Consider the following 24,570-nt stretch of genomic DNA (forward strand, 5'->3'; position numbering starts at 1 on the left):
TTTATTCGCTACCTTCAAGTATCGCCTGAAAACGCGGGATCATGCGCTGGTAGAGTAGTCTGGAAATGGCTTTGTCGGACAGATCAATTTCCAGTTTTTCCTTAACCAGGCGTACATATGCGCCACCTTCGATGTCGCTGGACGGGATAAGCTCAACTCCTTCACGCAACATCTCGCTGGATAGCGTAAGAATTGTTTGCTTGGCGCGTTCACCGAGTTTTTCGTTCGGGAGTCCCGTGAGTATCGACTCGGAGATGAGAATCTGGATTTCCTTGTCACCGATCAATTCTTTTTCGACATGGCTTGCCAATACCAGCACAATCGCTTTAATAAATTGCTCGTCGTGGGTAGCCGATGTTACCAATCGTTGTACGAATACTTCAAATTCGGATGATACTTTGGCCTTAAGTTGCAGCATCGAGTCGCGGGCCGAAAGCTTAAGTGCTTCCAAAGCCGCGACATTGTTGGACTCTATTTCAATGCGTGAACTTTCACGCATTCGATCAACTTCCAGTTTGGCATCTGCCAGCATTTTTGCAGACTTTACTTCTGCATCCCGTAAAATTTTATTCGCTTTTTCAGTTGCGGCCAGTACGCCTTGGTCACGGATACGGTCAACGAGGTTCTGAACGCCGGCGCCGGATTTGTTTTTTTCTTGTTCTGTCATGTCATTAGTCTCGTTCAGGTTATTTGGGGATTCCCGCAGCCAGCACGAGAGCGAAGACAAAAGCGAAGACCGAGAAACCCTCAACTAAAGCTGCCGGTGCCAGAGAGATACCGAAAATTTCCAGCTTGCTTTTTGATACATTGATTGATGCCGCACAGGTATCACCCTGAGCGATAGCGCCAAATAACATCGCAAATCCCGCCAGGATACCCAAACCAAAAATACCCGGAGAATTTTCGATCGTCAATTCACGGCGCAAGGCCATGGTAACGACGATCCCGTAAATAGTTTGCGAGGAGGGCATTGCTGCTATACCAATATAGCGTCCATAGCCGCCTTCGACTTCCAGTAAAGCTCCACATGCCGCGCTGCCGGCACGAGCGCAACCCATCATACTACCTACTGCACCTAGTGCCAAAGGGGCATATAACCCTACCCAACCCAGTGCCAAAATTAACGGTTCCATAAATTATCCTCCGATTGTTTAAATGGTTTATACAGGTTTCCCTCTTCTTTGAGTCCCCAATTGAAAAATTCAATAACGTTTAACCTCAGTCCGTGAATGACACCACTGGCAATGCCAAGAAACAGGTTAACCCCGTGTCCCAGAATCAGTATCAACAAGGCGAAGAACAAGCCAACTCCCGGGTATCCTTCATAGACTCCTACCGCCATACGGTTAAATTCTATAGCCAGTGATGCTGATCCAAGACCCAGGGCGAACAGCCGGAGATAACTCAAGACATCGCCTAACGCTCCCGATAGCTTGGTCAGTCCTAACATACCCTGAACAAAACGGTTAAGAGGTTTTTCTCTGGGAGCGGTAAAACACACGATTAACAGGCCACCCATTGCCATCAAGGCAATACCAACATTTTGCAGGGTAGTCTGTGACAGTAAATTGCTAATGGCCAGTGTAAACCCTCCGCATATCATGCTGATCCATCCGACTGAAGACATCCGCTCTTGCCAATGCTCGTAACGGTAAGCATTCATTACATTGGCAAGCACAATATGAAAAACACCGATTACCACAGAAATCATCATCATTCGATTAGTGTCGGTCATTTGAAGAATATGAAGCTTTCCAGGCAAGGATGTATCGTCAGGGGTAACGCCGAAATAACTGCCAACCAGTGCGCCAAAAACCAGGGAAGCTGTGACCACCGACACCAGTAAAGGACGAAAACGGCGACCTGACGAGGAGCGCCCCATTTTTGTCCACCTGAACATTAAAAATAGCCCCATGATAGCTGCGTAACCGGCATCAGCGAGGATCATTGCAAAAAAAATGACAAAGGAAACGAAAGTGATGGCTGAGGGATCCCAAGTTCGATAACCCGGAGTCATATAAAAGGTTACCAGGTCTTCTCCAGCACTCAGCCATGACGAATTGCGCATCAGTGTTGGCGGGTTATCTTCCGGTTGGGATACTTCCGAGACAAAGTAAAAATTCTGTTGTTTTGAATAATCTTCCAGTGCTGATAAGCCTTCAGTAGGCGTCCAGGCCTGTAAGGCAAAAGTTGAATCGTTACTATAGATCTGCGCCAATGCGTTCTGACAAACAGCAAGATCTTCAAGATGATTAATATTTTGACTGAACAAATCATGCCAGCGGGTTAAATAAGCCCGTTCTGCCTGAGCGTCTTCAATAGCCAGTTCTACGTCATCAAGTCGGGCTTCCAGTTGATGGCGTGATTTGTAGCCCAGATGAACGCGGGGAGCCGGTATATCGACAGGTTCTTCTTCGTTGATGACGATAACATAGCAAAACTGGTTATCGCGTCGGATAATTTCCCAAATAAGCGCAGATGCCTTGATTTTCGACAACTCTTTATTGGGTAATACGTAAAACCACAGTCTAAGGTTGCCCATATCTTCCAGCGAAGGCAAGACAAAGTCTCCCCAGGGACGCATGTCCTGGATACGCTTGATTAAAAAGTCACGCTCATCCGTTAAGTCATTTAAGCGATTTCTCACTTCCAGCGTTCGTTGCTGAACATCAACGGCATCGAAGCGTTGTATATCCAGAACCTGCCGTCTGCGTCGTGGATGAGTTTGCAGAAATTTCAGTGCTTCGCGTGCCCCTGCGATAGGTGCTGTATTAGCCAATGCTTCGCGCCCGGATACCAAGGGAATAATCTGCACACAACCCATACTTTGAAGATCAGTTAATAAACGGCTTTGGTCGGTACTCATACCAATAAAAGTGACTTTATGCATATTAACAATACTCATAAGGCTTCCTCTAACGCTGCTTCGGCATCCCGTCTTTGTTGCTGTTTTTTCTTGGCAAGCTTGGAAGTAATCACGCTGGCTCGTTCTGCATCGCCAAGAAAAATACGTATTTTTTGAATATTTTGCTTGGCGGTAGGGATCAGTATTTTATCGAACAGATTGACTCTTTGCTTGATTCGTCGAACGGCAAGAGACAAAATGCTTAGCCGTTGTCCGGCAATTTCGGCACGTATCCGCTGTTCTGCTGCATCTTTCAATCGTTGCACAAGATTATCAACCCACGGTGGCGTGGCAAGTCGTGAATAGTCGGCAACGATACAGTCGATACTATCCAGAAAAGGCAGTTTTACACCGACGATATTCTGTTCAATAACTTTATAGCTTTTTAATTGTACCAGCCCCTCAAGACGAAATTCTTCATCGGCCAGCATCGGCAGCTCTTCGCCGATTCGGGTTTCCAAATCATCTACCGCAGCTTGGGCAGCGCTATAATCATCCTGCGCTTTTTGTACTTCCAGCATCAACTGTCGACGTTTTAAATCCAACGAGGGCAATAGCTTTTGGTACAGCTTTAGCTGTTCTTGCTGCTCATGTAGCTCGTGCTTGCTAAGTTTAAGCTTGGCCATGGTGATTTACGCAACTTTATATGCGGTGTCTTTTTCTTCAGACACCACCGAAGCAGGTTTTGGGTAGTATTTATCAATCAGGTTTTGTTTCATTAGCAGTTCCTTTGGCTCAAAACATTCAGATAGTGTTAACCAGCAAAGATCCAGTGCTTCGATAACGGGAAGTGAAACGCGTGTATCCATAAACCGGTCGCGAAACAAGCCACCAAACTTGAGCAACTTGTCGTCGAAAGCTGACAGATCAAAAGCCATGGTCTGTTTTTTTTGTGCTTCCACCGCACCTGAATAAAGTCGTATCATGGTATTCATAATTTGGCCGTGATCCTCGCGCGTCGCTTTACCAACGACATGCTGTTTTAGTCTTGATAGCGAGCCGAACGGATCTATAACCCCATTATGCAGATAGAACTGCCCCTCGGTAATGTAACCGGTATTATCAGGCACCGGATGTGTTACATCATCACCGGGCATGGTGGTTACGCTGAGTATTGTCACCGAACCTGCGCCCTTAAAATCACAGGCTTTCTCATAGCGCGAGGCAAGTTGGGTATAGAGATCTCCCATGTACCCACGCACCGCCGGGATGCGTTCCTGGGCAACTCCCAGTTCTTTCATGGCATCAGCGTAGGCGGTCATATCGGTCAGTAATACCAGCACCTTCTTTTTACCCTCAACAGCCATTTTTTCTGCTACGGCTAAAGCCATATCAGGAACCAGTAAGCGTTCAACCAAGGGATCAGATGCCTGATTGACGAACATCACGGTACGATGAAAAACACCATGATTTTCAAAAGCAGTACGAAAAAAATGATAGTCATCAAAAATCAAACCCATGCCGCCAAATACCACGACATCAGCATTAGCCTGAAAACCGATACGAGCGAGTAGTTCGTTAAAGGGTTCGCCGGCAACTGAAAAGATAGGTATTTTTTGGCTTTCCACGAGGCAGTTGAATAAATCGATCATGGGCACTTTGGTTTCGATCATCCGCGATGGCATGACACGCATAACCGGGTTAACCGTAGGGCCACCCACTGGAATGCGTGGATCGGTCGGTAGCTCCGGGCCACCGTCAATAGGGTCGCCGGAGCCCCTGAATATTCTGCCGAGAATATTATCCGAATAGATAACATCAAGTGGACGACCGAGGAAATTTACTTTGGCATCGGTAGAAAGTCCTTTACCACCGGCAAATACTTGCAGGCTGACTATGTCGCGGTCAAGATCCACAACTTTGGCCAGAGACCTTTCACCATCAATGTTTTCAATCACGGCCAGATCGCCAAAAGCAACGTCTTGTGCCCGTACACGAATGATATCACCGACTATTTCCAGCAGGCGTGTGTGAAGTATCAAATTTTTAATAATAGACATTAATTAGCTCACTTTTTTCATGGCAAGAACAAAGATTCCAGTTAAATTATTATCTGTTTTGCATAAAGTTATCATCATTACACGATCACTTACAAGAATAATATTGACCAGCTTAAGGTCACGAACACACGGTATATTTTTATATACCAATATAAACCATTTCGGTTAACAGGTTGATATCTTCGGTAGTTGCTAATAAATAAAATGCCCAAATAACGGATTCTTTTTTTGAAAAATAGGGAGTAGGGTCAAGCCCCTCAGAAAGTGTGTTGATTTTTAGTTGGAATTGACCGCCAGCTCACGACCTAAACCCGGCATACGAATATGGATTTAAGCCTTTCGATACCGGTCATTGGTAAAGTGACAATATTGAGAAAAACTGAGTCAGCCGATGCGGAACATTTCAAAATTGCACCTACAATTGATGCAGTCGATTGACCTGCTCAGGAAGGACGTTGCTATGCTCCTCAAGCGAGCGTCTCGTCGTCCCCGTATTTAATGACGATTATCAGTGCGGCATTTGTCCCGCCTGCAGGGTCGCTGATGAAAATATGCTTGTGCCGACTATCGACGGCAAAATCGTTAACAAAAGCGTCCTTGGGCGCTACTGGCATCGGCAACTAAATGACCTGATGAAGCTGTAGGATTTGGTGTTCCAGCCTATTAACTTAAGGGGTTACACCGCTACGCATGCCATTATCCAGCATCCAGACGATGCCATTGGCATCACTGCGGTTGCCCAGTACGGAATCAAGTTTCAGCTTTGACATGGAATCGGCATCTGCCAATTCTTTATTAGGAAACGGCACCAGCACTTTATTTTTTATACTCGACCACCGTGTATTTCGGCAGATAAAACTGATGCATTCATCATGATGATTCGACCTTGGTTGGTAACAGTGACATTGCCCTGTCCGGTATCGAGATTGGCTAGGATGGCGAACTTTGATTCGTTAGCAGATTCCGCATTCGAATGCGAATATGAATAAAATGGTTGCGAGTTTAACGAGGGTATTCATAAATAACTCCAAATTGAAAAAATCAGTTGAAACCTTACTTCATCAAAGCAGGGCTGTTAAATGATCTTTATTCATGGTGATACTTCGGACAGTTTTGAATTGATTAAAAATAGTCTGGAAGCCTCCATCGTGGTATGTAGTCAACGACGATAACAGCCCAACACGCCAAAGGCTTCCATGTACTTAATAGAACCCATTCTGCAGCAAATGTCCAGTGTAGTAAAACCGCAACGTAAGTTTATGTTCATCTTGCTAACAACCCTGACGTATCTGCCGGGACGGTTGAATTTCCGAAACCTTGGCCGTTATAGTGCTCTGAATGAAAAAACCTTTTCGAGATGGTTTCGTCGCTCGTTCGATTTTGTTACCTTCAATTTGCTGAGCTTGAAAGATTTAACGGATAAGGGTGAATGGGTAGCAGCAATTGATGCCAGCTTTTTACCCAAAAGCGGGCGCAATAGTTACGGCCTGGACTGGTTTTGGAACGGTTCACAGGGACAGGCTGAACGCGGACTGGAAATTTCACTGCTGGCCTTGGTGGATGTAACACACAACACAGCCTATACACTGTCGGCTTATCAAACGCCCGCTTTGCCCAAAGCACCGAAGGTACCTGAAGTCGTCAAAGAGTCGACCGTAAATAGCGAAACCAAGGTGGCTCAAGATGTCGAGAAGACACCGAAGAGCAAAGCCGAGAAAACGCCCAAAGAAACCCGGATCACCCGGGTAGATAGCTACCTTGATCATGTCAAACGCGAGACCAAGGGACTGTTAGGGAAAATCCGTTATCTGGTCGCGGACAGCTTTTACGCGAAGACCAAGTTTATTAATGGCGTGGTGGAACATGGCCTGTACGTGGCCAGTAAGTTACGGCATGATGCCGATCTGCGCTGGCTATATATCGGTGAACAAAAAGCCAAAGGTCGACTGCGCAATTACGCAGGCAAGGGTTGTTTCGATGATTTGTGACGCTTTGATCTGGCAGGAGAAATCGATGGCCAGCGCGTCTATACCGCTGTCGTCAATGCGCTGACGTTCAAACGTAATCTGCGGATTGTCTATATCGTGCGGGAAGAAAAAGGCAAAACCTATACGGCATTATTACTCTGCACCGACATTGACTGTGCCGCCATGGACATTCTGCGCTATTACAAGGCAAGATTTCAGATTGAATTCGTGTTCCGCGATGCCAAGCAATACACTGGACTATGCGATTGCCAAACGACTTCGGAAGCAAAGTTGGGCTTCCATTTCAATGCTTCACTGGCCGCACTGAATTTTCTGTGTCTGGAAGACCGGCAACAGGCCGTGGAAGGTGGAAGGTGGAAGGTGGAAGGTGGAAGGTGGAAGGTGGAAGGTGCAGGCCGCAACGTCATTTCCATCGCCAGTTGGAAGACTCGTAAATTCAATGCCCATTTATTGGAAAGGTTTTCTTGCCACTTAGGGATCGACTTTACTGCCATAAAATCTAGCCAAGGCTTTGCAGCCCTCTGTAACTATCGCCGCGAAAACTGCCCGAAGTATTGTGATAATGTATCTCGTAACTTGCTCATGCCATTGATAAAGTTGATTTTTTTAAACTTCTATTCTATCGTTTGAGCCGGTTGTTTTTCTTTTTTGGCTGTTCTGGCTACTAATTCCGCTCGCTTTAACGGTTTTTGCAAGTTCCCCTATTAATTTGGATTAGTAAACTACACTATAAGTACTATGCTTACAAGTAAGTCATATCTTCTTACAAGGTACTATTAGTTTGAAGCATAGACATTTTATCGTTAAGAAAATACGGAATACTCAGCTCCATATATATAGCAAATTATACTTAACCCTACTATTTTATCTTTTTTATACAGGACTTTTTTATGTCGATTTTAAAATTAATCGTTGCTGCCGGATTACTGACTGCATCCATGGCCAGTATGGCTTCTACCAACTTGGGTACTTTGGATACTATCAATGAAGGAACGGACTTTGGCGCCAGTAATTTAACGGGGGCTTTTTCTGAGGAATTTGTTTTTAACCTTGTCGGTGGTGATTACCTTTTTGGCCTGACAGCTACCAACACTTTTAGTAAAACTAAAGTCGGCATCACTGATTTTACCGCGACATTGGATGGTAACGCTTTTAGTAATAGTTTGTACAATATTGCTTTAACTGCTAATACTAAATTCAACTTTTTGTTTGGCGAAGTGTCAAGTTTGGCTTCCGGTGACCACAAACTGATAATCAGCGGTACTGGCAATAAAAGTAGTTTCGGTGGTTCTATTGAAGTTAGTGCCATTAGTGCCGTACCTGTTCCAGCAGCAGTATGGTTAATGGGTTCAGCATTGATTGGCTTGGTATCATTCGGTAAACGTAAAAACGCTTAATGATTAAACAAATACCATAGATTTACTACTTACATTAAAGGGCCTTTTAAAGGCCCTTTTTTATGGCTGGCATTTATTTAAAATTATTGAAAACCTCTCTTTTATGAAATCAATATTAATTTAATGCAGCTATTGGCTTATCAGTAACAACTTAACGCTGTTAACATGCACAAAATTAACCTGCCTGATTTTTCAAATTGGCCAGTTTTGAAAGCGCGTCAGCCAATTTTTCGGCTTATTTTCCAGCCATAAACCTTAACTCTGCCCATCTTCGTTAAAATGTCTTGCAGACTGCGAATAACAAGGTGTACCCTGCACCGCGATAACGTAAAATAAATAATAAAAAAATTTCTATCTATACTTAAATACATTATCAGTTAGGCCCTTGCCAAGAAAGTGAGAGAGTAATCCTATATAATGGATTGATAGTGGACGTTATCAATAAAAATAAAAAGCCCCCGGCACATTAAAAGCATTAATGAATATAACTTGAGAAATGATCCGGGAGGATAGGTAAGCAAGTCGCATTTTTATGGTATATTTGTTTAAATTGATAAAACTGTAAACTTTAAATAATCCTTAACCACGAGAAATAAAACCATGTCTAAATTTCCAATTGATCTTGGCGCCTATCAGCGCATTAGCCTTGATCCAAGTATTGACACACTGACTACCGAGCAAAGAGACAGTCTTAAAGCCAACATTCAGCTTTGTCGCGATGCCATTGTTTTCTTTACTGCTACCGGTGCTGCAAGAGGCGTCGGCGGTCATACCGGCGGCCCATACGATACTGTGCCTGAAGTCATGATTATGGACGCCTTGTTTCGCGGTTCAGAAGAAGCCTTCGTACCGATCTTTTTTGATGAAGCCGGACACCGTGTAGCGACTCAATATCTGATGTCCACACTAAATGGCGATCTCCCTGCTGAACGCCTGATGGAATACCGTGCGGCTCACTCTCATTTACCGGGCCATCCTGAACTGGGCTTTACGCCTGGCGTAAAATTTAGCTCCGGACGTTTGGGACACATGTGGCCTTACGTTAATGGTGTAGCGATTGCCAATCCAACCAAAACCCTATTTTGTTTGGGCTCTGACGGCTCACAACAAGAAGGTAACGACGCCGAAGCGGCACGTCTGGCCGTAGCACAACAACTGAACGTCAAGTTGATTATCGATGATAACAACGTCACCATCGCCGGTCATCCATCACATTATTTACCGGGTTGTACAACGGCTAAAACCTTGGCAGGCCAAGGCGTCACCGTATTGGAAGGCGACGGCGAAGATCTGGATGATTTGTATAAACGTATCTGTATCGCCGTCAACACGGATGGCCCGGTTGCTGTTATCAATCATCGCCCAATGTGCCCCGGTATTGTCGGGCTGGAAGGTTCAACCCATGGCCATGACGTTATTTCTGTAAAAGTAGCCGTTGAATATTTAGAATCTCGCGGTCAACAAGCGGCTGCCGATCACCTTAAAGAAATCAAGGCACCTAAAAATGATGCCGTATTCTTGGGTTCCAGCGATCGTTGGGATGCCAACCGTAACGTTTTCGGTGATGCTGCCGTTGAAATTATGGGTCGCCTGAGCGAAGCCGATCGTATTGAAAAAATTCGCGTTGTCGACAGCGATCTTGAAGGTTCTTGTGGTTTGTTCAAAATCCATGCAGCTTTCCCGGAAACCTTTATCTCTTCCGGTATCATGGAACGCGGTAACTTTTCTGCGGCGGCAGGTTTTGGCATGGAAGCAGGCAAACAAGGTATTTTTGGTACGTTTAGTGCGTTCCTGGAAATGCTGCTGTCTGAAATCACCATGGCACGTTTGAACAACTCCAACGTACTGAGTCATTTCTCTCATGCCGGTATCGACGACATGGCCGACAATACTTGCCATTTTGGTCTGAACAATATGTTCGCCGACAATGGCTTGAGTGACGGTTATCCGACCAACCTTTACTTTCCGGCTGATCCGCTGCAAATGAAAGCTTGTCTGGAAACTATTTTCTTTAATCCCGGCCTGCGTTTTGTTTTCTCAACCCGTTCAAAAGTACCGACTATTTTAAATACTGACGGCGAAGACTACTTTGGTGGTGACTATAAATTTGTCTCCGGCAAAGATGAAGTGATTCGTGAAGGAACGCATGGTTACATTGTCAGCTTTGGTGAGTCATTGTATCGGGCATTGGATGCTGTAGAACGTCTGAAACTGGAAGGTATTGATGTTGGTTTGATCAACAAAGCCACCCTGAATGTTATCGATGAAGACATGATGGCCAAAATTGGTAATTCACCAATGGTCTTGGTTGTTGAATCTTTCAACCGTAAGTCTGGTTTGGGTAGTCGTTTTGGTTCATGGTTGCTGGAACGTGGCCTGACTCCAAAATACGCACATCTTGCCACTTATAAAGAAGGTTGTGGCGGTCTGTGGGAACAATTTCCGCATCAAGGTATTGATCCAGCCGGTATCATTGCCAAGACCAAAGAACTGTTAAAGCTTTAATTTAACCAGGCATTACCAATGCCTGACTCCGCATTATTCATCTAAAATAGAGCGGAGCGAAAAATAAAAAGCCCTTATCTTACGATAAGGGCTTTTTTTATTGCCAAAAATTACCGGTTGGAGTTTGGAAACCGGTAAAGCCAGGTTTATGGTAAATGGAGTGCGATACAACGGGTCGTAGCCTTATTGGAGAAGTAAGACTAACAAGCAAAAGCCAATGCCCATGAAAATTAACTGATGTTTTTACGACGTTTTAAACCCATTACGCCGATTATGCCGGTCAAAAATAGCCAAATTGCACCGGGTAATGGTACAGCGGCAACATCGCCCGCGCGAACAGCTAATCCGTAAAACATTTCAGACATAGGATTGTGATACTGCTCGCCAATGCCAATATCGAATTTCCACGCGTAGTTTACATAACCCGTGTACTCAGTACCCGACCAATATGAAGCTCTATTGACGTTAGTGAACAAACTATAGTTGCCATTATTGGTCGTTGCAATGTCTTTATAATCTTTACCGCCTAATTGATTGTAATACAAATCACCCATTTGGCTACTGGTAAGGTTACCCCCATAAGCGACTACTGGTGTTCCAGGTAAGCTCCAATCAGTAAAGCCACCCAGCGTCAAGTTGTTAACCCAAGCTTGTGCACCCCACCAAGTCATTTTGCCTGTATTGGCATTAAAGTCATTGTTGGTGAGGGTATGGGTGCCGATACTCATGATATTATGTATTATTTGACTAACCAGATTGGTATTACCTGCCGCCTGGGTTTTAAACAAATTGGCATCAGCTGCCCAGGTGATTTTGTTGACATCGTCATAGACCATACCGCCGGTACGTGCCACTAACGCTGCTTGGGCAGTCCCGGTTGCTGCTGTACTGACCAGCAAAGCCAATACCAAGCCGTTTTTTTTATGTTGCATATTACTACCTACGAAAAATTATCATTACATTTAACGTAACCCGGCTGACCTGTAACGGCTCCGTGGCTTTCCGTCCTTATCTTGCAATAAGTTTGGCTTGTTCATCCATAAATCATGCACACCTAAATAAGTGAGACACGAGCATACAATTTTATTAAGCAGGTAACTTTGCTTGACCATAAATACCTATAGTATTTATGTAATTTTTAAACTACAGGCTGAAGATAACAGATAAAAATAGCGAGTCAAGCTTTGAATTGTAACAAAATGTAACAAGCAATCTAAATATACTAAAGCAATGAACCATGCTAAAGCGTGATTCGTGACCTGCAGTGTGTTTTGATAGTACTATTGGCTGGAATTAAGCTGGATAAACTGAACAACGTGGGAAGGTGTAATTTGTAGGGCGTTGTAAATCGGGTTAGGCGCTAGCCGTAACCCGACAAAGATACATCGAATTAAACGATGTTTTTACGACGCTTTAAACCGATTAAGCCTACCAAAGCACTACCGAATAACCAGACTGCGCCGGGTAATGGCACAGCGGCAACATCGCCAGATCGAACAGCCCATGCGAAGTTCTGGTTTAGCTTACCGATGTAGGACATAGTGCCATTTGTGGTAAGGAAGAGCCACGCTTCGCCTGGACTGCTCGCATATTCACTACCCAACCAGTACTCAGAGCTTTGGACGTTAGTGAATATATTATAACTGCCATTATTGGTCATACCTGTACCAGCACCTGCGCCATTACCGGCACCTGCTCCACCACTCGGTCCATTGGCAAACAAAGCTACCATTTCGCTGACGGGCGGGTTTCCACCAGAAGCTCCCTCGGTAATGATGGGTAGTCTCCAGTCAGTAAAGCCACCCAGTGTTAAATTGTTAACCCAGGCTTGTGCGCCAAACCAGGTCATTTTACCGGTGGAGGTATTAAAGTCAGCGGCGGTCAGTGTGTGACTGCCGTTAACTGCCGACGCATCATTAATAACCCCATTGTTATTTACGATAATCTCATTAACCAGATTCGAATCAGCTGCCGCTTGGGTTTTAAACAGATTGGCATCCGCAGCCCAAGTGATTTTATTGATTTTGTCATACACCATACCGCCGGTACGTGCCTCTAAGGAGGCTTGGGCTGTACTTGTTACTATGCTACTGGCCAGTAAAACCAATGCCAGCCTTATTTTTTTATGTCGCATGTTGTTACCTAAAAAAAACAACTATTTAATTTAACGCAACCCGGCTGGCCTCTAAAGGCTTCGTGGCTTTCCGTCCTTATCTTGCAATAAGTTTGGCTTTTTTATCCATAAATCATGCGCACTTGGATAAGTGAGACACGAGCGTGCAATTTCATTAAGCAAGCATTGGCATGTTTACAAATCACAAACAAATAATAATCGATAAAAATATAATGTCCAGTGCTAAATTGTGACAAAATTATGAAAGAATTAAATAATTATTTTAAATACACTAAAGCCATAAACTATACTGAGATATGAAATGCATCGCTCATGACTGGCAGGGTATTTTGGTGACGCTATTGAGTGGGGTTAATCAGGCAGGATGCGGGATAAAAAAATTGCGCCCATTACCTCTTACATCAGCGGTAATGCGGTTTGTCAACACGGTTGGAGTAATATGTAGGGCGTTAATAGCAAAGCGTCTTGCGCGAATGTTGGGCTTTGATCTTTTAGCGCATCAGGCTATCGCTAAGACCCACTACTTTTAATCTATCTTCGGCTCTGGCTCCCAAGCTGGAGCTTGGGAGCCAGAGCACTTGGGAGCCAAGGAGCCAGTCAGTCAAGCACCGAATTAAGCAGTGTTTTTACGACGATTTAAGCCCATTACACCAATCATGCCAGTCAAGAATAGCCAGACCGCACCGGGTAATGGCACAGTGGCAACATCGCCCGAGCGAACAGCCCATGCGTAGAGATCCTTATTATACTTTTCGTCGCTCTGCTTGCCACCCTTGATATCGAAGGCCCTCGTTTTATCTTTACCGGCATCCTCGCTCGACCAGTACTTGTCGTTCTTGACGTTAGTGAATAAATCATACTTGCTATCATCCTTATCGCCGCTATGATCCTTATCACCATTACCCCTTCCTATCTTACTCAAAACAGGGCCTAGCTGATTGGTAAATTGGTTAATGGTAGGCAGTACCCAATCCGTGTAACCGGCATAATCCAGACCGTTGGCCCAGGCTACAGCTGTTGACCACTCCATTTTACCATTGCGATCGTAGCCACTGGTTTTTGCCAGATTGGCATCGGCTACCCAAGTTATATTGTTGACATCGTCATAAACCAAATCCGTACCACGAGCAAAAAGCGATGCATGGGCAGTACCCGTTGTTGCTACGACGCCAATAATCAAGGCCAGTGCCAAACGTGTTTTTTTATGTTGCATATTATTACCTATAGAAAATCATCATTAAATGTAATGCAGCCTGACTGGCCATTAAGGCTCCGTGGCTTTCCGTCTTTATCTTGCAATAAGTTTTGCTTTTTTATCCGTAAATCATGCGCACTTAACTAAGTGGGACACGAGCATACAATTTTTTTAAGCAGGGAAGCTGACCTGATTATAAGTACTTAAATTTTTTGCTGTTTCAAAACCGTAAATATAGAATAACAGATAAAAATAGTGCGTCCAGCTTTGAATTGTAACCAAATGTAACAAACATTTTTACATATACTTAAAGTGGTGGGCATGCTGTAAAGAATGAAGCGCGTCGTTGGTGACTGGCGGGTATTTTGGTGACGCTATTAAGCGGGGTTAGTAAGGCAGAATGCGGGGTAACGGGATTACGCCTGTTACCTCTTGTGTATCAGCGGTAATGCGGTTTTTCGGTTACTGTATCTTATGCAGAAACAGTGTATTACTGTTGCTGCGAACTTTGTAATTGCATTTTTACCAATTGCGCTCTTTTTTGCTTCGCACGTTCCAGTTTTTCCGCCTGTTCTTTTTCTTTACGCAGACAGTGCGCATCATAACGGCGCTTTGCCAATTGAGTACGTGCGTATTTCTGCTCGTGACTTAGGGATTGTTCTTTATCGACAGGCAGTGGCACCATAATAATACAATCTACCGGACAAGGCGCTACACACAGCTCACAACCGGTGCATTCTGAAGCGATAACGGTATGCATAAATTTTGCCGCGCCTAAAATAGCGTCAACAGGGCAAGCAGCAATACATTTAACGCAACCGATACAGTCTTTCTCAATAATAAATGCCACACTTTTAGGTTTATGTTGGCCAAATTGCGGATTAAGCGGCTTGGGACTAACGCCTAACAAAAGCGCTAATTCGATAACACCCTCGTTACCACCCGGCGGACATTGATTAATGTCTGCAACCCCCGATGCAATGGCTTCAGCATAAGGACGACAGCCTTGAAAACCGCATTGTCTGCATTGGGTCTGCGGCAGAATGGCATTTATTTGATCAATCACAGTATGGACTTTACCCTTGAATATTGCTGGTATAAATAACCGGATATTGTTGCATTTATTTGCAATGAAGTTTTAAATAAATTCATTGTTGTTCAAAAGACGGCTATCCACTTTAAACGAGACAAGCAAAAAGGCTTAATCGTCCTTAATGATAAATCATCAAAAGGATCGTTCGCTGAGCAGAGTCGAAGCGGACAACTCGCTTCGACTCCGCTCAGCGAACGATTTAACCTTAAATTGTCCCGTTTTAAATGGGTAGCCAAAAATACCCAGCCGTTACCCTGTCAATAAAATAAAATCGGTGGCGCTTTCGGCAGGTTTTTTAATCATTGGATAATTGTTCCTTAAAGAGCGTAATGAAACCGGGAAAAAACCGACACTTATCTGTGGCTATGTTGAGTTTAATAAGATGATGCCTGCAATGCTGATCGGTGCTATTGTTAAGCCGTTAGAGTTAGTGGACTTTCTTTTTTTAAAATTAACAGGGAAAACTATTATGACTAAAATAAATCAACAACAGGTTAAAGATGCCGTCCGGACAGCCGTTAATTCGGGGACCAACGTGCATCAACAAGTTAAGGCGATTACCTTAACGGCACTGACATCAAGGCAACTGGATATGGATAATATCAATAGTGTCACTGAAGCAGTCGGCAAAGGTATTAATGAAGGTATAAGCACTCAGGGTGAGCAGGCCAAAGAGGTCTTTAAGCAGGCGGCCACGGCATTGGATGATGCGTTGGCAATTGCTGCGGAGGCGTCAAAACTGGCTATTGAAGAAGCAGCATCGCGAGTTACTGAATATTCTCAACATGACCTTAATGATGCCATAAAAGATTTACAAGCGATGGAAGGTTCATTTCTCGATACCTTGGCAAAAGTAGCCAAAGGCAGTAATCAGGTTATTGCTGATATTGTTAATGACTTTATTACCCATACTGCGCAAAGCGGAACCGCTGTTGGCAAACAAACCTTAATTGCTCTGGAAGCGCTGAAAGGCGTCACGCAACTAAGTAAAACCGTGCTGGTGTCCAGTACGGTTGCCACAGTATCGACCTTGGCACAGATAGGCAGCGGTATTTTATTGGGCATCGCTGAAAGTTTACAAGCAGCGCATTCCAAAAAATAAAGGTTGCAGCATAACATGTTGTGGGAAATGTTAAATGCCGCCAGGGATCTGGGTCGGGTTCATGCTATTGCCTCAGTTTTAATTCGCTACGGCTTTGGCGGCTTTGTTCGTAGCTTAGGTGTAGGCAAAGTCCTGGAGCGTGCAGGCAAGATACTGCATTGGCAGCAAGTGGAAGATTATGCAAAACTTGATACGCCACAACGAATGCGGCGCGTACTGGAAGATTTGGGGCCTACCTTTATTAAATTAGGGCAAATCCTGGCGACGCGTGTTGATTTATTTCCTCCCCAATATATTGCCGAATTTGAAAAGCTGCAGGATCAGGCACCTCCTGTGCCTTTTGAAGAGCTACTTTCCCAGCTTGAAGATGATCTTGGTGGCAGTATTGATGAATTTTTTTCGGCAGTCGAAAGACAACCGCTGGCAGCCGCTTCCATTGCACAGGTTCATAAAGCCGTACTCAAGGATGGAACAGCGGTTATTTTAAAAATTCGCAGGCCCGGCTTGCGTAAAATTATTGAAGCTGATTTACGACTTTTACAGCGTATTGTTGATATTGCCGAATCTGAATCCCCCGAATTTCGTCGCTTTCATCCGAAAGAAATCCTTCGTCAGTTTAACCAATCATTACGCCGTGAACTCGATCTTGCCGGTGAGTGTAGAAATGCAGAACGGGTAGCCGCCAATTTAGCCGATGATCCCGATATCATAATTCCTAATGTCTATTGGCAATGGACGGGGGAAAGACTCAACGTACAAGAGTATATTGAAGGCATTCAAGGACGTGATCTTACCGCCGTTGAAAAAGCCGGACTGGATAGAAAACTGCTGGCTGATCGCGGAACTAAAGCCGTTATTAAGATGATTATGGAAGACGGTTTTTTTCATGCCGATCCGCATCCCGGAAATGTCTTTTATCTGGCGGGCAATAAACTGGCATTTATAGACTTCGGTATGGTTGGCCGTTTAACGGAAGAACGCAGGGAGCAAGTTGTCAGCTTGTTGTATGGCATGATTAATCATCTGCCGATACAAGTCGCCGAGATACTTGAAGACTGGTCAGACAATATTTATACCGATGAGCAAGTGCTTACCGTTGACATAGAGGCCTTTGTTGATCAATACAGTTCGCTCTCGCTAAAAGATTTAAGCCTGACTGCAATGATGGGTGATCTGATGGCGTTATTAAGAGATCACAAATTAATGTTGCCTGCCGATCTTGCCTTGTTGATCAAAGCTTACATTACCTTGGATGGTCTTGGGAGACATCTTAATCCGGATTTTAATACCCTGGTTTTTGCTGCACCCTATATCCAAAAAATTATGCTGGAGCGCTACAAACCCGAGGCTATTGCCAAACGGGGATGGCGTAACCTGCTTAGCGTCGCCGATCTTTTGACCAGCTTACCAAAAGACCTGCGTAAATTGCTGCGGGCTTCCAGAAAAGGTGCCATTCAGATCGACATTACCGTCAAGCGCCTTGATCACTACGTTAACAACATTGATAATGCCATCAGCCGGTTGACTATGGGTATAGTCACAGCGGCACTTATTATTGGCTCGTCCATTATCATGACGGTAAAAGGCGGACCGGAATTATTCGGCTTGCCTGCATTTGGTTTTTTAGGCTACTCTTTCGCCACGATAGGCGGTATTTGGCTACTGCTTTCCATTTGGAAAAGCGGCCACTAATTATCACCAACCTGAAAACCCTATAAGCCAGTCATGCCTTGGAAGGGCTAAAAACTGACTTATTCAACTACGCCATGTTTACAAACATCCTGAACTTTGGCGCACCAGCCAGTAATGCCATTAGCTAATTCTCCACTGCCATTGCAACGGGCGGTAGTAACAGCTTTGTGCAAGCGGGTTAAAGCAGCTTCAAGAGTCACCACTTCCTCTGGGGAATAATCATTAAATATCTGGTCAATGAAGTCCAGGTGTTCGTTAAAAGTACTTTCATATACGGCTTCTCCTGCCATAGTCAATCGAACAATCTGACTGCGACCGTCGGTTTCCGAAGCAAGCCTTTGCACCAGTCCCTTATCCTCCAAGCGACTGATGACACCGGTTAAGGTACCTTTAGTAATTAAGGTTTCCTCGCCTAATTTTTTAAAAGTCATACCGGTAGTATTGCCTAAGGTGATGATAATATCGAATTGTGGCAGTGTCAGATCCAACGTATGCACATGACTTGCCGCATAGGCTAAAAAAGTCTGATGTGTCCGTAATAACTCACGAAGCACCGTTGGAAAAGTTGAGGGAGAAGTCATAGTATTTAAGCCTATATGGTTCTAATTAGAACTATATAATAGCCCTAATCACGAGTAGTCTCAATATTTTACGATAATTTGACTAAAAGTAGGTCTATTTAAATAGTTAAAACGCGCCAATTTCCCCTGTCTATCGGACCGATGTCAGCTATTTTATGCACAAGATAAGTCGGTTATCGGTTCATTGAATCGGCCATTAATACCGTTTGATGGGTTTTCCGGCAAGTCTTGCCGATAACATCGGCGACAATCGCACTAATTAAAAAACGAGGCAAGCGTACGATAAAAACAGGCCATAATCTATATAATATATTGATAATCAAAGGCAAATATTATGATAATAAATTAAAAAAGTAACCAGAAAATAAAGCGCACAAAAAAATATAGTCTGCACTAGGACAAATATAAAGTACTAATAAGAACTTGTTGTGCTAGTATTTACCCACCTTAGCAATTAACTTAACTCTTTCTTAACCCAAAGCGCCTGTTAATCGTTAGGTAGAAATACTTTATTTATTAACCTGTGAGGCTTATCCCATGAACACATTCAAAAAAATCCTGCTTTCTTCTGTTATGACTATATCAATAGTCACAATGTCATTTACTGCTGCTGCCGTAGAGAAAGTATCGCATGAAGACGTTAAATCGGCTATCGACAATACCCTTGCTAAAGTAGAAGAAGCAAATACGGGGCTGGCCAATGGCACTGACAACGAAAAGCTGATTGATATGGTGACCGATGCCCGCCAATTACAAAAAGATATTTCCAACAACATATTAGATCTGAAGCGTAATCAAGCCAGCACAGTATTAAAAAAAGCCCGTACTGCGCTTCTGAATAACGATATGGAAGCGGCTAAAGAATCATTGGCAGATGCGGTAAAACGCTATAAAACCATTCAAGACCTCTACGCCTCAAATCATTAAAATCAAAGGGTGACAAGCCCACAGGCGTGTCACCCGCAAACGATAACAACAGGAGAAAGACATGTCGTATCTTCCCTCAAGCCCGGACCTAAACTCGTTAGCCGGTGTATTATCGAAATACCCTCGTCGGGGTATTTTGCTGTTTAAATTATTGGAAGATATGGGCAGAAGTTTTTCACCGCTCAATAAAGACAGTCGTGACTTGATCATGACTTATTCCTCGGCACTGAATAACTGCTATTTCGGTGACAACGGCCATCAAGGAAAAACCTCAGGCAATCAGGCAGTGCTGATTAAGCAGTTGCAAACCGATATGGATAACGCCAGGGTTGATGAGCAACTAAAGCCTATTCTGCGCTTTGTAAAAAAATTAACGCTTAATCCGGGAGACATAACCGCTGAAGACGCACAAACCGTATTCGATGCCGGTTGGGACGAACAGGCTTTTCTTGAGTCGGTATGTTTATGCGCCATCGCCAATTGTATGAACCGTTTTGCCAAAGGCATAGGCACGCATACAGTAGGTACGCGTAATTTTTTAATGAATAATGCCTGATTACTGTTGCTCGTAAGCTAAAGCTCCTGACTTGGCGTGTATCTTTACTGGCTTGGTTGGCAGCCTTAATTCATATCGATCATACTTTTTTCTGTAAAATCCATATCAGTGATGCCGAATTGACTGATATCAAGGCCAATTTGTCGCATAATAATGTCTCTAACCGAGATAAAATTGGAGCTGAAATGACTTTCAAAGCACTATGGGCAACAAAGCCGGGAAACTCGATAGTAATCGAACTCAAAGAGCTTAATGACGAACAACTTATGCTAGGGGATGTGACCATCGCCGTCGAGTACTCTACCGTAAATTACAAAGACGGTCTGGCCATCAGTGGTCGGGCACCGATAATCCAGGCCTTTCCACTGATACCCGGTATTGACCTGGCCGGTATCGTAGAAGCCTCTTCAAATTCGGCGTTTCAGACTGGCGACCGCGTTGTGGTAAACGGGTGGGCGCTAAGCCAGACTCACCACGGCGGCTATGCGCAAAGGGCTCGTGTTTGCAGCGAGTGGCTGGTCAAACTACCCGATACATTTTCGACCAAACAGGCCATGGCCATCGGTACTGCAGGATACACAGCCATGCTAAGCGTACTGGCCCTGGAACAAGGCGGCATCACTCCTGACAAGGGTGATATTTTGGTCACTGGTGCCAGCGGTGGCGTTGGCTCCATCGCCATTGCGCTACTTTCCAAATTGGGCTACCGGGTTCTGGCCTCGACGGGACGTCTGGCAGAAGCAGCATATTTAAAAAGTCTCGGTGCTGCAGAAGTACTGGATCGCTCGATACTGTCCACCCCGGGAGCTCCGCTGGGGACTGAAAAATGGGCTGGAGCCGTTGATACGTGCGGTGGAAATACGCTGGTAAACGTTCTAGCACAGACCAGTTATCGAGGCACCGTAACCGCGTGTGGTCTGGCACAGAGTATGGACTTTCCCGCATCCATGCTTCCTTTCATCCTGCGCAACATTACACTGGCAGGCATCGATTCTGTCAATGCGCCACAACAAGCCCGCATAACTGCCTGGGAGCGGCTTGCCCAGGATCTTGATCTCGAAAAGCTTGGACTGACCACTCAAGAGATCACCCTCCAGCAAGTACCGGAAGTCGCGCAACAAATACTGGAAGGAAAAGTTCGCGGACGTACGCTGGTGAATGTAAACGCCTGATGTTCTAAGGTATAAAGACTTTTCACCCTAATCGCAGCAAGCTCATATAATTGAAAATCATAACATCCTGTTGATAAATTGGCGTTTGGATATTTTGGTCTCAGGCTGTCAAATCAAATACCAATACTTCTGCCTTATTGCCCTGCGTAATCCGGATTTGACTTTCATGCTCCAGCAATAGGGCATCGCCGGTGCTAATTTTTAGACCATTCACCTCAAGTTCTCCATAGATGAGATGAACATAAGTTTTTCGGGATGGATTTAACTTGAGGATGATTGTTTCATTACCATCAAATAATCCCGCATAAACCTTGGCATCGGCGTGAATGATTACGGATCCATTCTCGCCATGAGGGGATGCGACTAAACGTAATAAACCCCGTTTCTCTGCAGCAGGAATTGTCTTTTGTGCGTAACTTGGGGGAATTTCTTGCACATTGGGTTCAATCCAAATTTGCAGAAAATGCGTTTTTTGGCCTTCGGCATGATTAAACTCACTGTGCGTAACGCCTTTACCGGCACTCATCAGTTGTATATCTCCAGGAGGAATCCCTTTGATATTACCCATACTGTCCTGATGCGCAAGCTCACCCGAAAGAACATAGCTAATAATTTCCATATTACGATGACTGTGCTTACCAAAGCCGGTACCTGCTCCAATACGGTCTTCATTAATCACCCGTAAATTACCCCACCCCATATATTTGGGGTCGTAATAACCTGCAAATGAAAACGAGTGGTAGCTTTTTAGCCAACCATGATCGGCATAACCACGTTCTTTGGATTTTCTGAGCTTGACCATAGTAATAACCGGATCAGATACCTTTAAATTTGCTTGCAACTTCGGCAATACGAACACCATACAATCTGGCCGTTTCCAAATCGCCGGCATTGACTTCGTCAGCACTGGCATCAGATGGGGTTTGCATCATGGCACCGGCAAAAGATCCGACGTAGTTGACATCGTCACGCTTGGCAGCTTTTGCATTGGATGGCATGAGACCTGTTCCTGCCCAAATACCTGAATGTTGCATAGCCAAGGTAAAGAAGTAATGAAGAGTCGAATGCTTGTCACCGTTCATGGTGGCGGAATTGGTGAAACCGGCAAATACTTTATCTTTCCACTGTTGGCTAAACCAAGGCTTTGAAGATGCATCGGCAAATTTCTTAAATTGCCAGCTTACGGTTCCCATATAAGTCGGGGAACCAAAGACAATAGCGTCGGCTTCGGTTAATGTAGCCCATTGTGCTTCGGTAATATTGCCTTCTGCATCAATTGCTATTAACTCGGCATTGGCGCCTTGGGCGATGGCTTCGGCTTGTTTAACGGTGTGGCCGTAACCACTATGAAATACCACGGCGACTTTAGTCATAAAAGTTGTCCTGAAAAATATAAAGGTAATTATTTTATTTCTTTACTGCTGCTCTGGATAACCCTCAATCGGTAACTGAACTGCCAATTACCGTCGTGGTTATTTTTCGATAAGGAAATTATTTTTTAACGGCTTCAACCGAGATAGTCAAAGTTACATCGTCACCAACATTTGGTGCATATTTACCCATATTAAAGTCAGTACGTTTAACAACGGCTGTCGCATTCGCTCCACAAGCATCCTTGTTAAGCATTGGATGCAGCATGCACTGGAAAGATGTTACCGTCAAAGTCACCGGCTTGCTGATTCCTTTAAGCGTTAGCGTACCATCAACCGACGACACTTTATCACCATCAAAATTGACTTTGCTGGAAGTGAAGTTGGCGGTTGGATACTTGGTAGTATCCAAAAAGTCGGCACCCTGTATATGTTCGTTAAACAAGGCGTAACCGGTATCGACTGAAGTCGTGTCAATAATGACACTGACAGAACCCGTTTTCGCCTCACGATCAATAACGATATTGCCGGAGGTCTTGTCGAACCGACTTAACTGCGTAGAAAACCCAAAGTGGCTGTAAGAAAAACGCGGATAGGTATGAGTACCGTCGATGACATAAGTTTCGGATGCGGCGAGAACCGGAGTTGAAATAACTGCTGCGAGGATCAAAAAAGTAATACGTTTCATGGTAGGGCGCCTTATAAGAGTAAAATAAAAAATGACATTATTTCCTGGTACTGATCAGAAAATGGAACTTGATTAGTTAACGTAGTGCTATTTAACCGCGTACTAAAGTGATAAAAAAGTATAATAATTAACTAATAATGATCCAATTATTGGATAGGTATCAATGAGCCCACATATTACCCTGGAGCAATGGCGATCTTTGATCGAAGTTGTGGACGCTGGCGGTTACGCGCAAGCGGCGGAAAAACTTTGTAAAAGCCAATCGGCAGTCAGCTATGCCGTACAAAAGATAGAATCCTTACTAAATGTCAAAGCCTTTGAAATTCAGGGCCGCAAAGCCATCCTCACACCGACCGGACAAATGCTCTATCGGCGTGCACTGGCGCTGGTGGGTGAAGCCAATGATTTGGAACGGGCAGCACATAAGCTTTCCGCCGGATGGGAAGCCGTTATCACCATCGCTGCTGAAATCCTGTTTCCCTCTGATCTGCTATTGACCTGCCTTCAGAGCTTTGCTCAGGAAAGCCCTGCTACACGAATCGAATTGATTGAATCAGTATTAGGCGGAACCTCAGATGCGCTACTCAACGGGACGGTAGATTTGGCAATTTCGCCCCAGCTACCGCCAGGTTTTTTAGGTAACGTCTTAATGAGAATACGTTTGCAGGCTGTAGCTCATGCCGATCACCCGCTTCATCATCAAGGTCGGGAATTAAGTTATCGGGACTTACGGGCATATCGCCATATTGTGATTCGGGATTCAGGAGGCAAGCGCGACCAACGTGCGGTGTCTGTCGAGGTTGATCAGCGTTGGACAGTGAGCCAGGTTGCTACATCAATTCAGGCAGTCTCCATGGGGTACGGCTTTGCCTGGTTACCCGAAGAACATATTAGTGAAGAACTACGAACAGGGATACTAAAGCCGTTACCTTTGAGGGAAGGCTATACGCACGAAGTACCTCTCTACCTGATTTTGGCAAATCCTGACTTTGCAGGGCCCGGGGTAAGGCGACTGGCGGATATTCTAACGGAATCAGTAAGCGCTAAAAAAAACAAGACTAGCCATTACCAGTGATAAACCGCTGCCATGAAAAAATAGTGCCTGAAGACAGCTACCAGCCAAAGCAAAAGTGCCAGCTCGATAACTTTTAGAAGAGATAGTTTCTGTCGATCAAAAAAGCTGAAAAGGTGTCTGACGTTTCCGGTTTGTTGTAACTACGGCACTTGGTAATTTCTTTCAACAAGCAGCCCGGACTCGGCAAAAC

24 protein-coding genes and 3 riboswitches are annotated in these 24,570 nt (G+C 44.5%); of the genes, 10 read left to right on the forward strand and 14 right to left on the reverse strand.

Translation table 11 applies throughout. The features are described 5' to 3' along the window. Nucleotide 1: 1 nt before the first annotated feature. From KKZ03_RS06045 to KKZ03_RS06070, 6 genes are all read right to left on the reverse strand, one after another. The gene (locus KKZ03_RS06045) at nt 2-667 is read right to left on the reverse strand and encodes a hypothetical protein (RefSeq protein WP_243220621.1); all 666 of its coding nucleotides are present in this window, start codon (nt 665-667) and stop codon (nt 2-4) included. A 19-nt stretch (nt 668-686) separates the two neighbouring features. Then, entirely contained in the window at nt 687-1,133 is a 447-nt protein-coding gene (locus KKZ03_RS06050) for an ATP synthase subunit C (RefSeq protein WP_243220622.1), read from the reverse strand. Beyond that, a complete protein-coding gene (locus tag KKZ03_RS06055) occupies nt 1,121-2,905 on the reverse strand; it encodes a V-type ATP synthase subunit I (protein ID WP_243220623.1) in 1,785 nt (594 codons plus the stop codon). The genes KKZ03_RS06050 and KKZ03_RS06055 overlap by 13 nt, the downstream gene beginning before the upstream one ends. After that, the gene (locus tag KKZ03_RS06060) at nt 2,902-3,531 is read right to left on the reverse strand and encodes a V-type ATP synthase subunit D (protein WP_243220624.1); all 630 of its coding nucleotides are present in this window, start codon (nt 3,529-3,531) and stop codon (nt 2,902-2,904) included. The genes KKZ03_RS06055 and KKZ03_RS06060 overlap by 4 nt, the downstream gene beginning before the upstream one ends. Before the next feature lie 6 nt (nt 3,532-3,537). Then, entirely contained in the window at nt 3,538-4,905 is a 1,368-nt protein-coding gene (locus KKZ03_RS06065) for a V-type ATP synthase subunit B (protein WP_243220625.1), read from the reverse strand. Between the two features lie 668 nt (nt 4,906-5,573). After that, nucleotides 5,574-5,714, reverse strand: a complete 141-nt coding sequence (locus tag KKZ03_RS06070; protein ID WP_243220626.1) for a hypothetical protein — start codon at nt 5,712-5,714, stop codon at nt 5,574-5,576. 387 nt (nt 5,715-6,101) lie between these two features. Here KKZ03_RS06070 and KKZ03_RS06075 point away from each other — a divergent pair, with 387 nt between their 5' ends. The 4 genes from KKZ03_RS06075 (at nt 6,102) to KKZ03_RS06090 (ending at nt 10,795) form a co-directional block, all read left to right on the forward strand. Further along, complete coding sequence (locus KKZ03_RS06075; protein ID WP_243220627.1) at nt 6,102-6,893, forward strand: transposase; 792 nt, start codon at nt 6,102-6,104, stop codon at nt 6,891-6,893. 96 nt (nt 6,894-6,989) lie between these two features. Further along, nucleotides 6,990-7,523, forward strand: coding sequence for a hypothetical protein (locus KKZ03_RS06080; RefSeq protein ID WP_243220628.1), 534 nt, complete (start codon nt 6,990-6,992; stop codon nt 7,521-7,523). A 260-nt stretch (nt 7,524-7,783) separates the two neighbouring features. Then, on the forward strand, nt 7,784-8,290 hold the full coding sequence (locus KKZ03_RS06085) for a VPLPA-CTERM sorting domain-containing protein (protein WP_243220629.1): 507 nt from the start codon (nt 7,784-7,786) through the stop codon (nt 8,288-8,290). Nucleotides 8,291-8,890: 600 nt separating this feature from the next. Beyond that, nucleotides 8,891-10,795 carry a transketolase C-terminal domain-containing protein gene (locus tag KKZ03_RS06090; RefSeq protein WP_243220630.1) on the forward strand — a complete coding sequence of 635 codons (1,905 nt, stop codon included), beginning with the start codon at nt 8,891-8,893 and terminating at the stop codon, nt 10,793-10,795. 230 nt (nt 10,796-11,025) lie between these two features. On the opposite strand, the gene KKZ03_RS06095 is transcribed toward KKZ03_RS06090, so the two are convergent. From KKZ03_RS06095 to rsxB, 4 genes are all read right to left on the reverse strand, one after another. Further along, a complete protein-coding gene (locus tag KKZ03_RS06095) occupies nt 11,026-11,727 on the reverse strand; it encodes a DUF1566 domain-containing protein (protein WP_243220631.1) in 702 nt (233 codons plus the stop codon). Nucleotides 11,728-11,758: 31 nt separating this feature from the next. Then, nucleotides 11,759-11,834, reverse strand: a riboswitch (cyclic di-GMP riboswitch). Nucleotides 11,835-12,185: 351 nt separating this feature from the next. Next, the gene (locus KKZ03_RS06100; protein ID WP_243220632.1) at nt 12,186-12,929 is read right to left on the reverse strand and encodes a DUF1566 domain-containing protein; all 744 of its coding nucleotides are present in this window, start codon (nt 12,927-12,929) and stop codon (nt 12,186-12,188) included. A 31-nt stretch (nt 12,930-12,960) separates the two neighbouring features. Next, nucleotides 12,961-13,036: riboswitch (cyclic di-GMP riboswitch) on the reverse strand. A 506-nt stretch (nt 13,037-13,542) separates the two neighbouring features. Beyond that, on the reverse strand, nt 13,543-14,142 hold the full coding sequence (locus KKZ03_RS06105; RefSeq protein ID WP_243220633.1) for a DUF1566 domain-containing protein: 600 nt from the start codon (nt 14,140-14,142) through the stop codon (nt 13,543-13,545). Nucleotides 14,143-14,173: 31 nt separating this feature from the next. Then, a riboswitch (cyclic di-GMP riboswitch) is annotated at nt 14,174-14,248 on the reverse strand. Nucleotides 14,249-14,614: 366 nt separating this feature from the next. Beyond that, a complete protein-coding gene (rsxB, locus tag KKZ03_RS06110; RefSeq protein ID WP_371744887.1) occupies nt 14,615-15,256 on the reverse strand; it encodes an electron transport complex subunit RsxB in 642 nt (213 codons plus the stop codon). 430 nt (nt 15,257-15,686) lie between these two features. Here rsxB and KKZ03_RS06115 point away from each other — a divergent pair, with 430 nt between their 5' ends. Then, complete coding sequence (locus tag KKZ03_RS06115) at nt 15,687-16,319, forward strand: DUF6781 family protein (protein WP_243220635.1); 633 nt, start codon at nt 15,687-15,689, stop codon at nt 16,317-16,319. Between the two features lie 15 nt (nt 16,320-16,334). Continuing rightward, nucleotides 16,335-18,011: an AarF/ABC1/UbiB kinase family protein gene (locus tag KKZ03_RS06120; RefSeq protein WP_243220636.1), complete on the forward strand. Its 1,677-nt coding sequence runs from the start codon at nt 16,335-16,337 to the stop codon at nt 18,009-18,011. 59 nt (nt 18,012-18,070) lie between these two features. Here KKZ03_RS06120 and KKZ03_RS06125 read toward each other — a convergent pair whose 3' ends face one another. Then, nucleotides 18,071-18,592 carry a MarR family winged helix-turn-helix transcriptional regulator gene (locus KKZ03_RS06125; RefSeq protein ID WP_243220637.1) on the reverse strand — a complete coding sequence of 174 codons (522 nt, stop codon included), beginning with the start codon at nt 18,590-18,592 and terminating at the stop codon, nt 18,071-18,073. Between the two features lie 537 nt (nt 18,593-19,129). Between KKZ03_RS06125 and KKZ03_RS06130 the strand changes: the two genes are divergently transcribed. From KKZ03_RS06130 to KKZ03_RS06140, 3 genes are all read left to right on the forward strand, one after another. Then, nucleotides 19,130-19,519 carry a hypothetical protein gene (locus KKZ03_RS06130; RefSeq protein WP_243220638.1) on the forward strand — a complete coding sequence of 130 codons (390 nt, stop codon included), beginning with the start codon at nt 19,130-19,132 and terminating at the stop codon, nt 19,517-19,519. Between the two features lie 61 nt (nt 19,520-19,580). Next, nucleotides 19,581-20,075 (forward strand): carboxymuconolactone decarboxylase family protein, encoded by a 495-nt coding sequence (locus tag KKZ03_RS06135; RefSeq protein ID WP_243220639.1) that lies wholly within the window; start codon nt 19,581-19,583, stop codon nt 20,073-20,075. Between the two features lie 185 nt (nt 20,076-20,260). Further along, nucleotides 20,261-21,247 (forward strand): MDR family oxidoreductase, encoded by a 987-nt coding sequence (locus KKZ03_RS06140; RefSeq protein ID WP_243220640.1) that lies wholly within the window; start codon nt 20,261-20,263, stop codon nt 21,245-21,247. 100 nt (nt 21,248-21,347) lie between these two features. Here KKZ03_RS06140 and KKZ03_RS06145 read toward each other — a convergent pair whose 3' ends face one another. The 3 genes from KKZ03_RS06145 to KKZ03_RS06155 all read right to left on the reverse strand — a co-directional run bounded on the left by KKZ03_RS06145 (nt 21,348) and on the right by KKZ03_RS06155 (nt 23,305). After that, nucleotides 21,348-22,049 (reverse strand): pirin family protein, encoded by a 702-nt coding sequence (locus KKZ03_RS06145; RefSeq protein WP_243220641.1) that lies wholly within the window; start codon nt 22,047-22,049, stop codon nt 21,348-21,350. Between the two features lie 13 nt (nt 22,050-22,062). Next, on the reverse strand, nt 22,063-22,620 hold the full coding sequence (locus KKZ03_RS06150; RefSeq protein WP_243220642.1) for a flavodoxin family protein: 558 nt from the start codon (nt 22,618-22,620) through the stop codon (nt 22,063-22,065). 118 nt (nt 22,621-22,738) lie between these two features. Then, nucleotides 22,739-23,305 (reverse strand): YceI family protein, encoded by a 567-nt coding sequence (locus KKZ03_RS06155; RefSeq protein WP_243220643.1) that lies wholly within the window; start codon nt 23,303-23,305, stop codon nt 22,739-22,741. A 163-nt stretch (nt 23,306-23,468) separates the two neighbouring features. Between KKZ03_RS06155 and KKZ03_RS06160 the strand changes: the two genes are divergently transcribed. Continuing rightward, complete coding sequence (locus KKZ03_RS06160) at nt 23,469-24,380, forward strand: LysR family transcriptional regulator (RefSeq protein WP_243220644.1); 912 nt, start codon at nt 23,469-23,471, stop codon at nt 24,378-24,380. Nucleotides 24,381-24,570 lie beyond the last annotated feature (190 nt).

This window comes from Methylobacter sp. S3L5C (genome assembly GCF_022788635.1).
Classification (GTDB): domain Bacteria; phylum Pseudomonadota; class Gammaproteobacteria; order Methylococcales; family Methylomonadaceae; genus Methylobacter_C.

What these genes read in the sequence shown, in the direction of transcription:
- KKZ03_RS06135 (WP_243220639.1), top strand. Translation starts at nt 19,581, where the DNA reads ATGTCGTATCTTCCCTCAAGCCCGGACCTAAACTCGTTAGCCGGTGTA.
- KKZ03_RS06130 (WP_243220638.1), top strand. Translation starts at nt 19,130, where the DNA reads ATGAACACATTCAAAAAAATCCTGCTTTCTTCTGTTATGACTATATCA.
- KKZ03_RS06075 (WP_243220627.1), top strand. Translation starts at nt 6,102, where the DNA reads ATGTACTTAATAGAACCCATTCTGCAGCAAATGTCCAGTGTAGTAAAA.
- KKZ03_RS06105 (WP_243220633.1), bottom strand. Translation starts at nt 14,142, where the DNA reads ATGCAACATAAAAAAACACGTTTGGCACTGGCCTTGATTATTGGCGTC.
- KKZ03_RS06065 (WP_243220625.1), bottom strand. Translation starts at nt 4,905, where the DNA reads ATGTCTATTATTAAAAATTTGATACTTCACACACGCCTGCTGGAAATA.
- KKZ03_RS06100 (WP_243220632.1), bottom strand. Translation starts at nt 12,929, where the DNA reads ATGCGACATAAAAAAATAAGGCTGGCATTGGTTTTACTGGCCAGTAGC.
- KKZ03_RS06115 (WP_243220635.1), top strand. Translation starts at nt 15,687, where the DNA reads ATGACTAAAATAAATCAACAACAGGTTAAAGATGCCGTCCGGACAGCC.
- KKZ03_RS06145 (WP_243220641.1), bottom strand. Translation starts at nt 22,049, where the DNA reads ATGGTCAAGCTCAGAAAATCCAAAGAACGTGGTTATGCCGATCATGGT.
- KKZ03_RS06155 (WP_243220643.1), bottom strand. Translation starts at nt 23,305, where the DNA reads ATGAAACGTATTACTTTTTTGATCCTCGCAGCAGTTATTTCAACTCCG.
- KKZ03_RS06140 (WP_243220640.1), top strand. Translation starts at nt 20,261, where the DNA reads ATGACTTTCAAAGCACTATGGGCAACAAAGCCGGGAAACTCGATAGTA.
- KKZ03_RS06150 (WP_243220642.1), bottom strand. Translation starts at nt 22,620, where the DNA reads ATGACTAAAGTCGCCGTGGTATTTCATAGTGGTTACGGCCACACCGTT.
- KKZ03_RS06120 (WP_243220636.1), top strand. Translation starts at nt 16,335, where the DNA reads ATGTTGTGGGAAATGTTAAATGCCGCCAGGGATCTGGGTCGGGTTCAT.
- KKZ03_RS06060 (WP_243220624.1), bottom strand. Translation starts at nt 3,531, where the DNA reads ATGGCCAAGCTTAAACTTAGCAAGCACGAGCTACATGAGCAGCAAGAA.
- KKZ03_RS06160 (WP_243220644.1), top strand. Translation starts at nt 23,469, where the DNA reads ATGAGCCCACATATTACCCTGGAGCAATGGCGATCTTTGATCGAAGTT.
- KKZ03_RS06095 (WP_243220631.1), bottom strand. Translation starts at nt 11,727, where the DNA reads ATGCAACATAAAAAAAACGGCTTGGTATTGGCTTTGCTGGTCAGTACA.
- KKZ03_RS06045 (WP_243220621.1), bottom strand. Translation starts at nt 667, where the DNA reads ATGACAGAACAAGAAAAAAACAAATCCGGCGCCGGCGTTCAGAACCTC.
- KKZ03_RS06050 (WP_243220622.1), bottom strand. Translation starts at nt 1,133, where the DNA reads ATGGAACCGTTAATTTTGGCACTGGGTTGGGTAGGGTTATATGCCCCT.
- KKZ03_RS06090 (WP_243220630.1), top strand. Translation starts at nt 8,891, where the DNA reads ATGTCTAAATTTCCAATTGATCTTGGCGCCTATCAGCGCATTAGCCTT.
- KKZ03_RS06085 (WP_243220629.1), top strand. Translation starts at nt 7,784, where the DNA reads ATGTCGATTTTAAAATTAATCGTTGCTGCCGGATTACTGACTGCATCC.
- KKZ03_RS06055 (WP_243220623.1), bottom strand. Translation starts at nt 2,905, where the DNA reads ATGAGTATTGTTAATATGCATAAAGTCACTTTTATTGGTATGAGTACC.
- KKZ03_RS06125 (WP_243220637.1), bottom strand. Translation starts at nt 18,592, where the DNA reads ATGACTTCTCCCTCAACTTTTCCAACGGTGCTTCGTGAGTTATTACGG.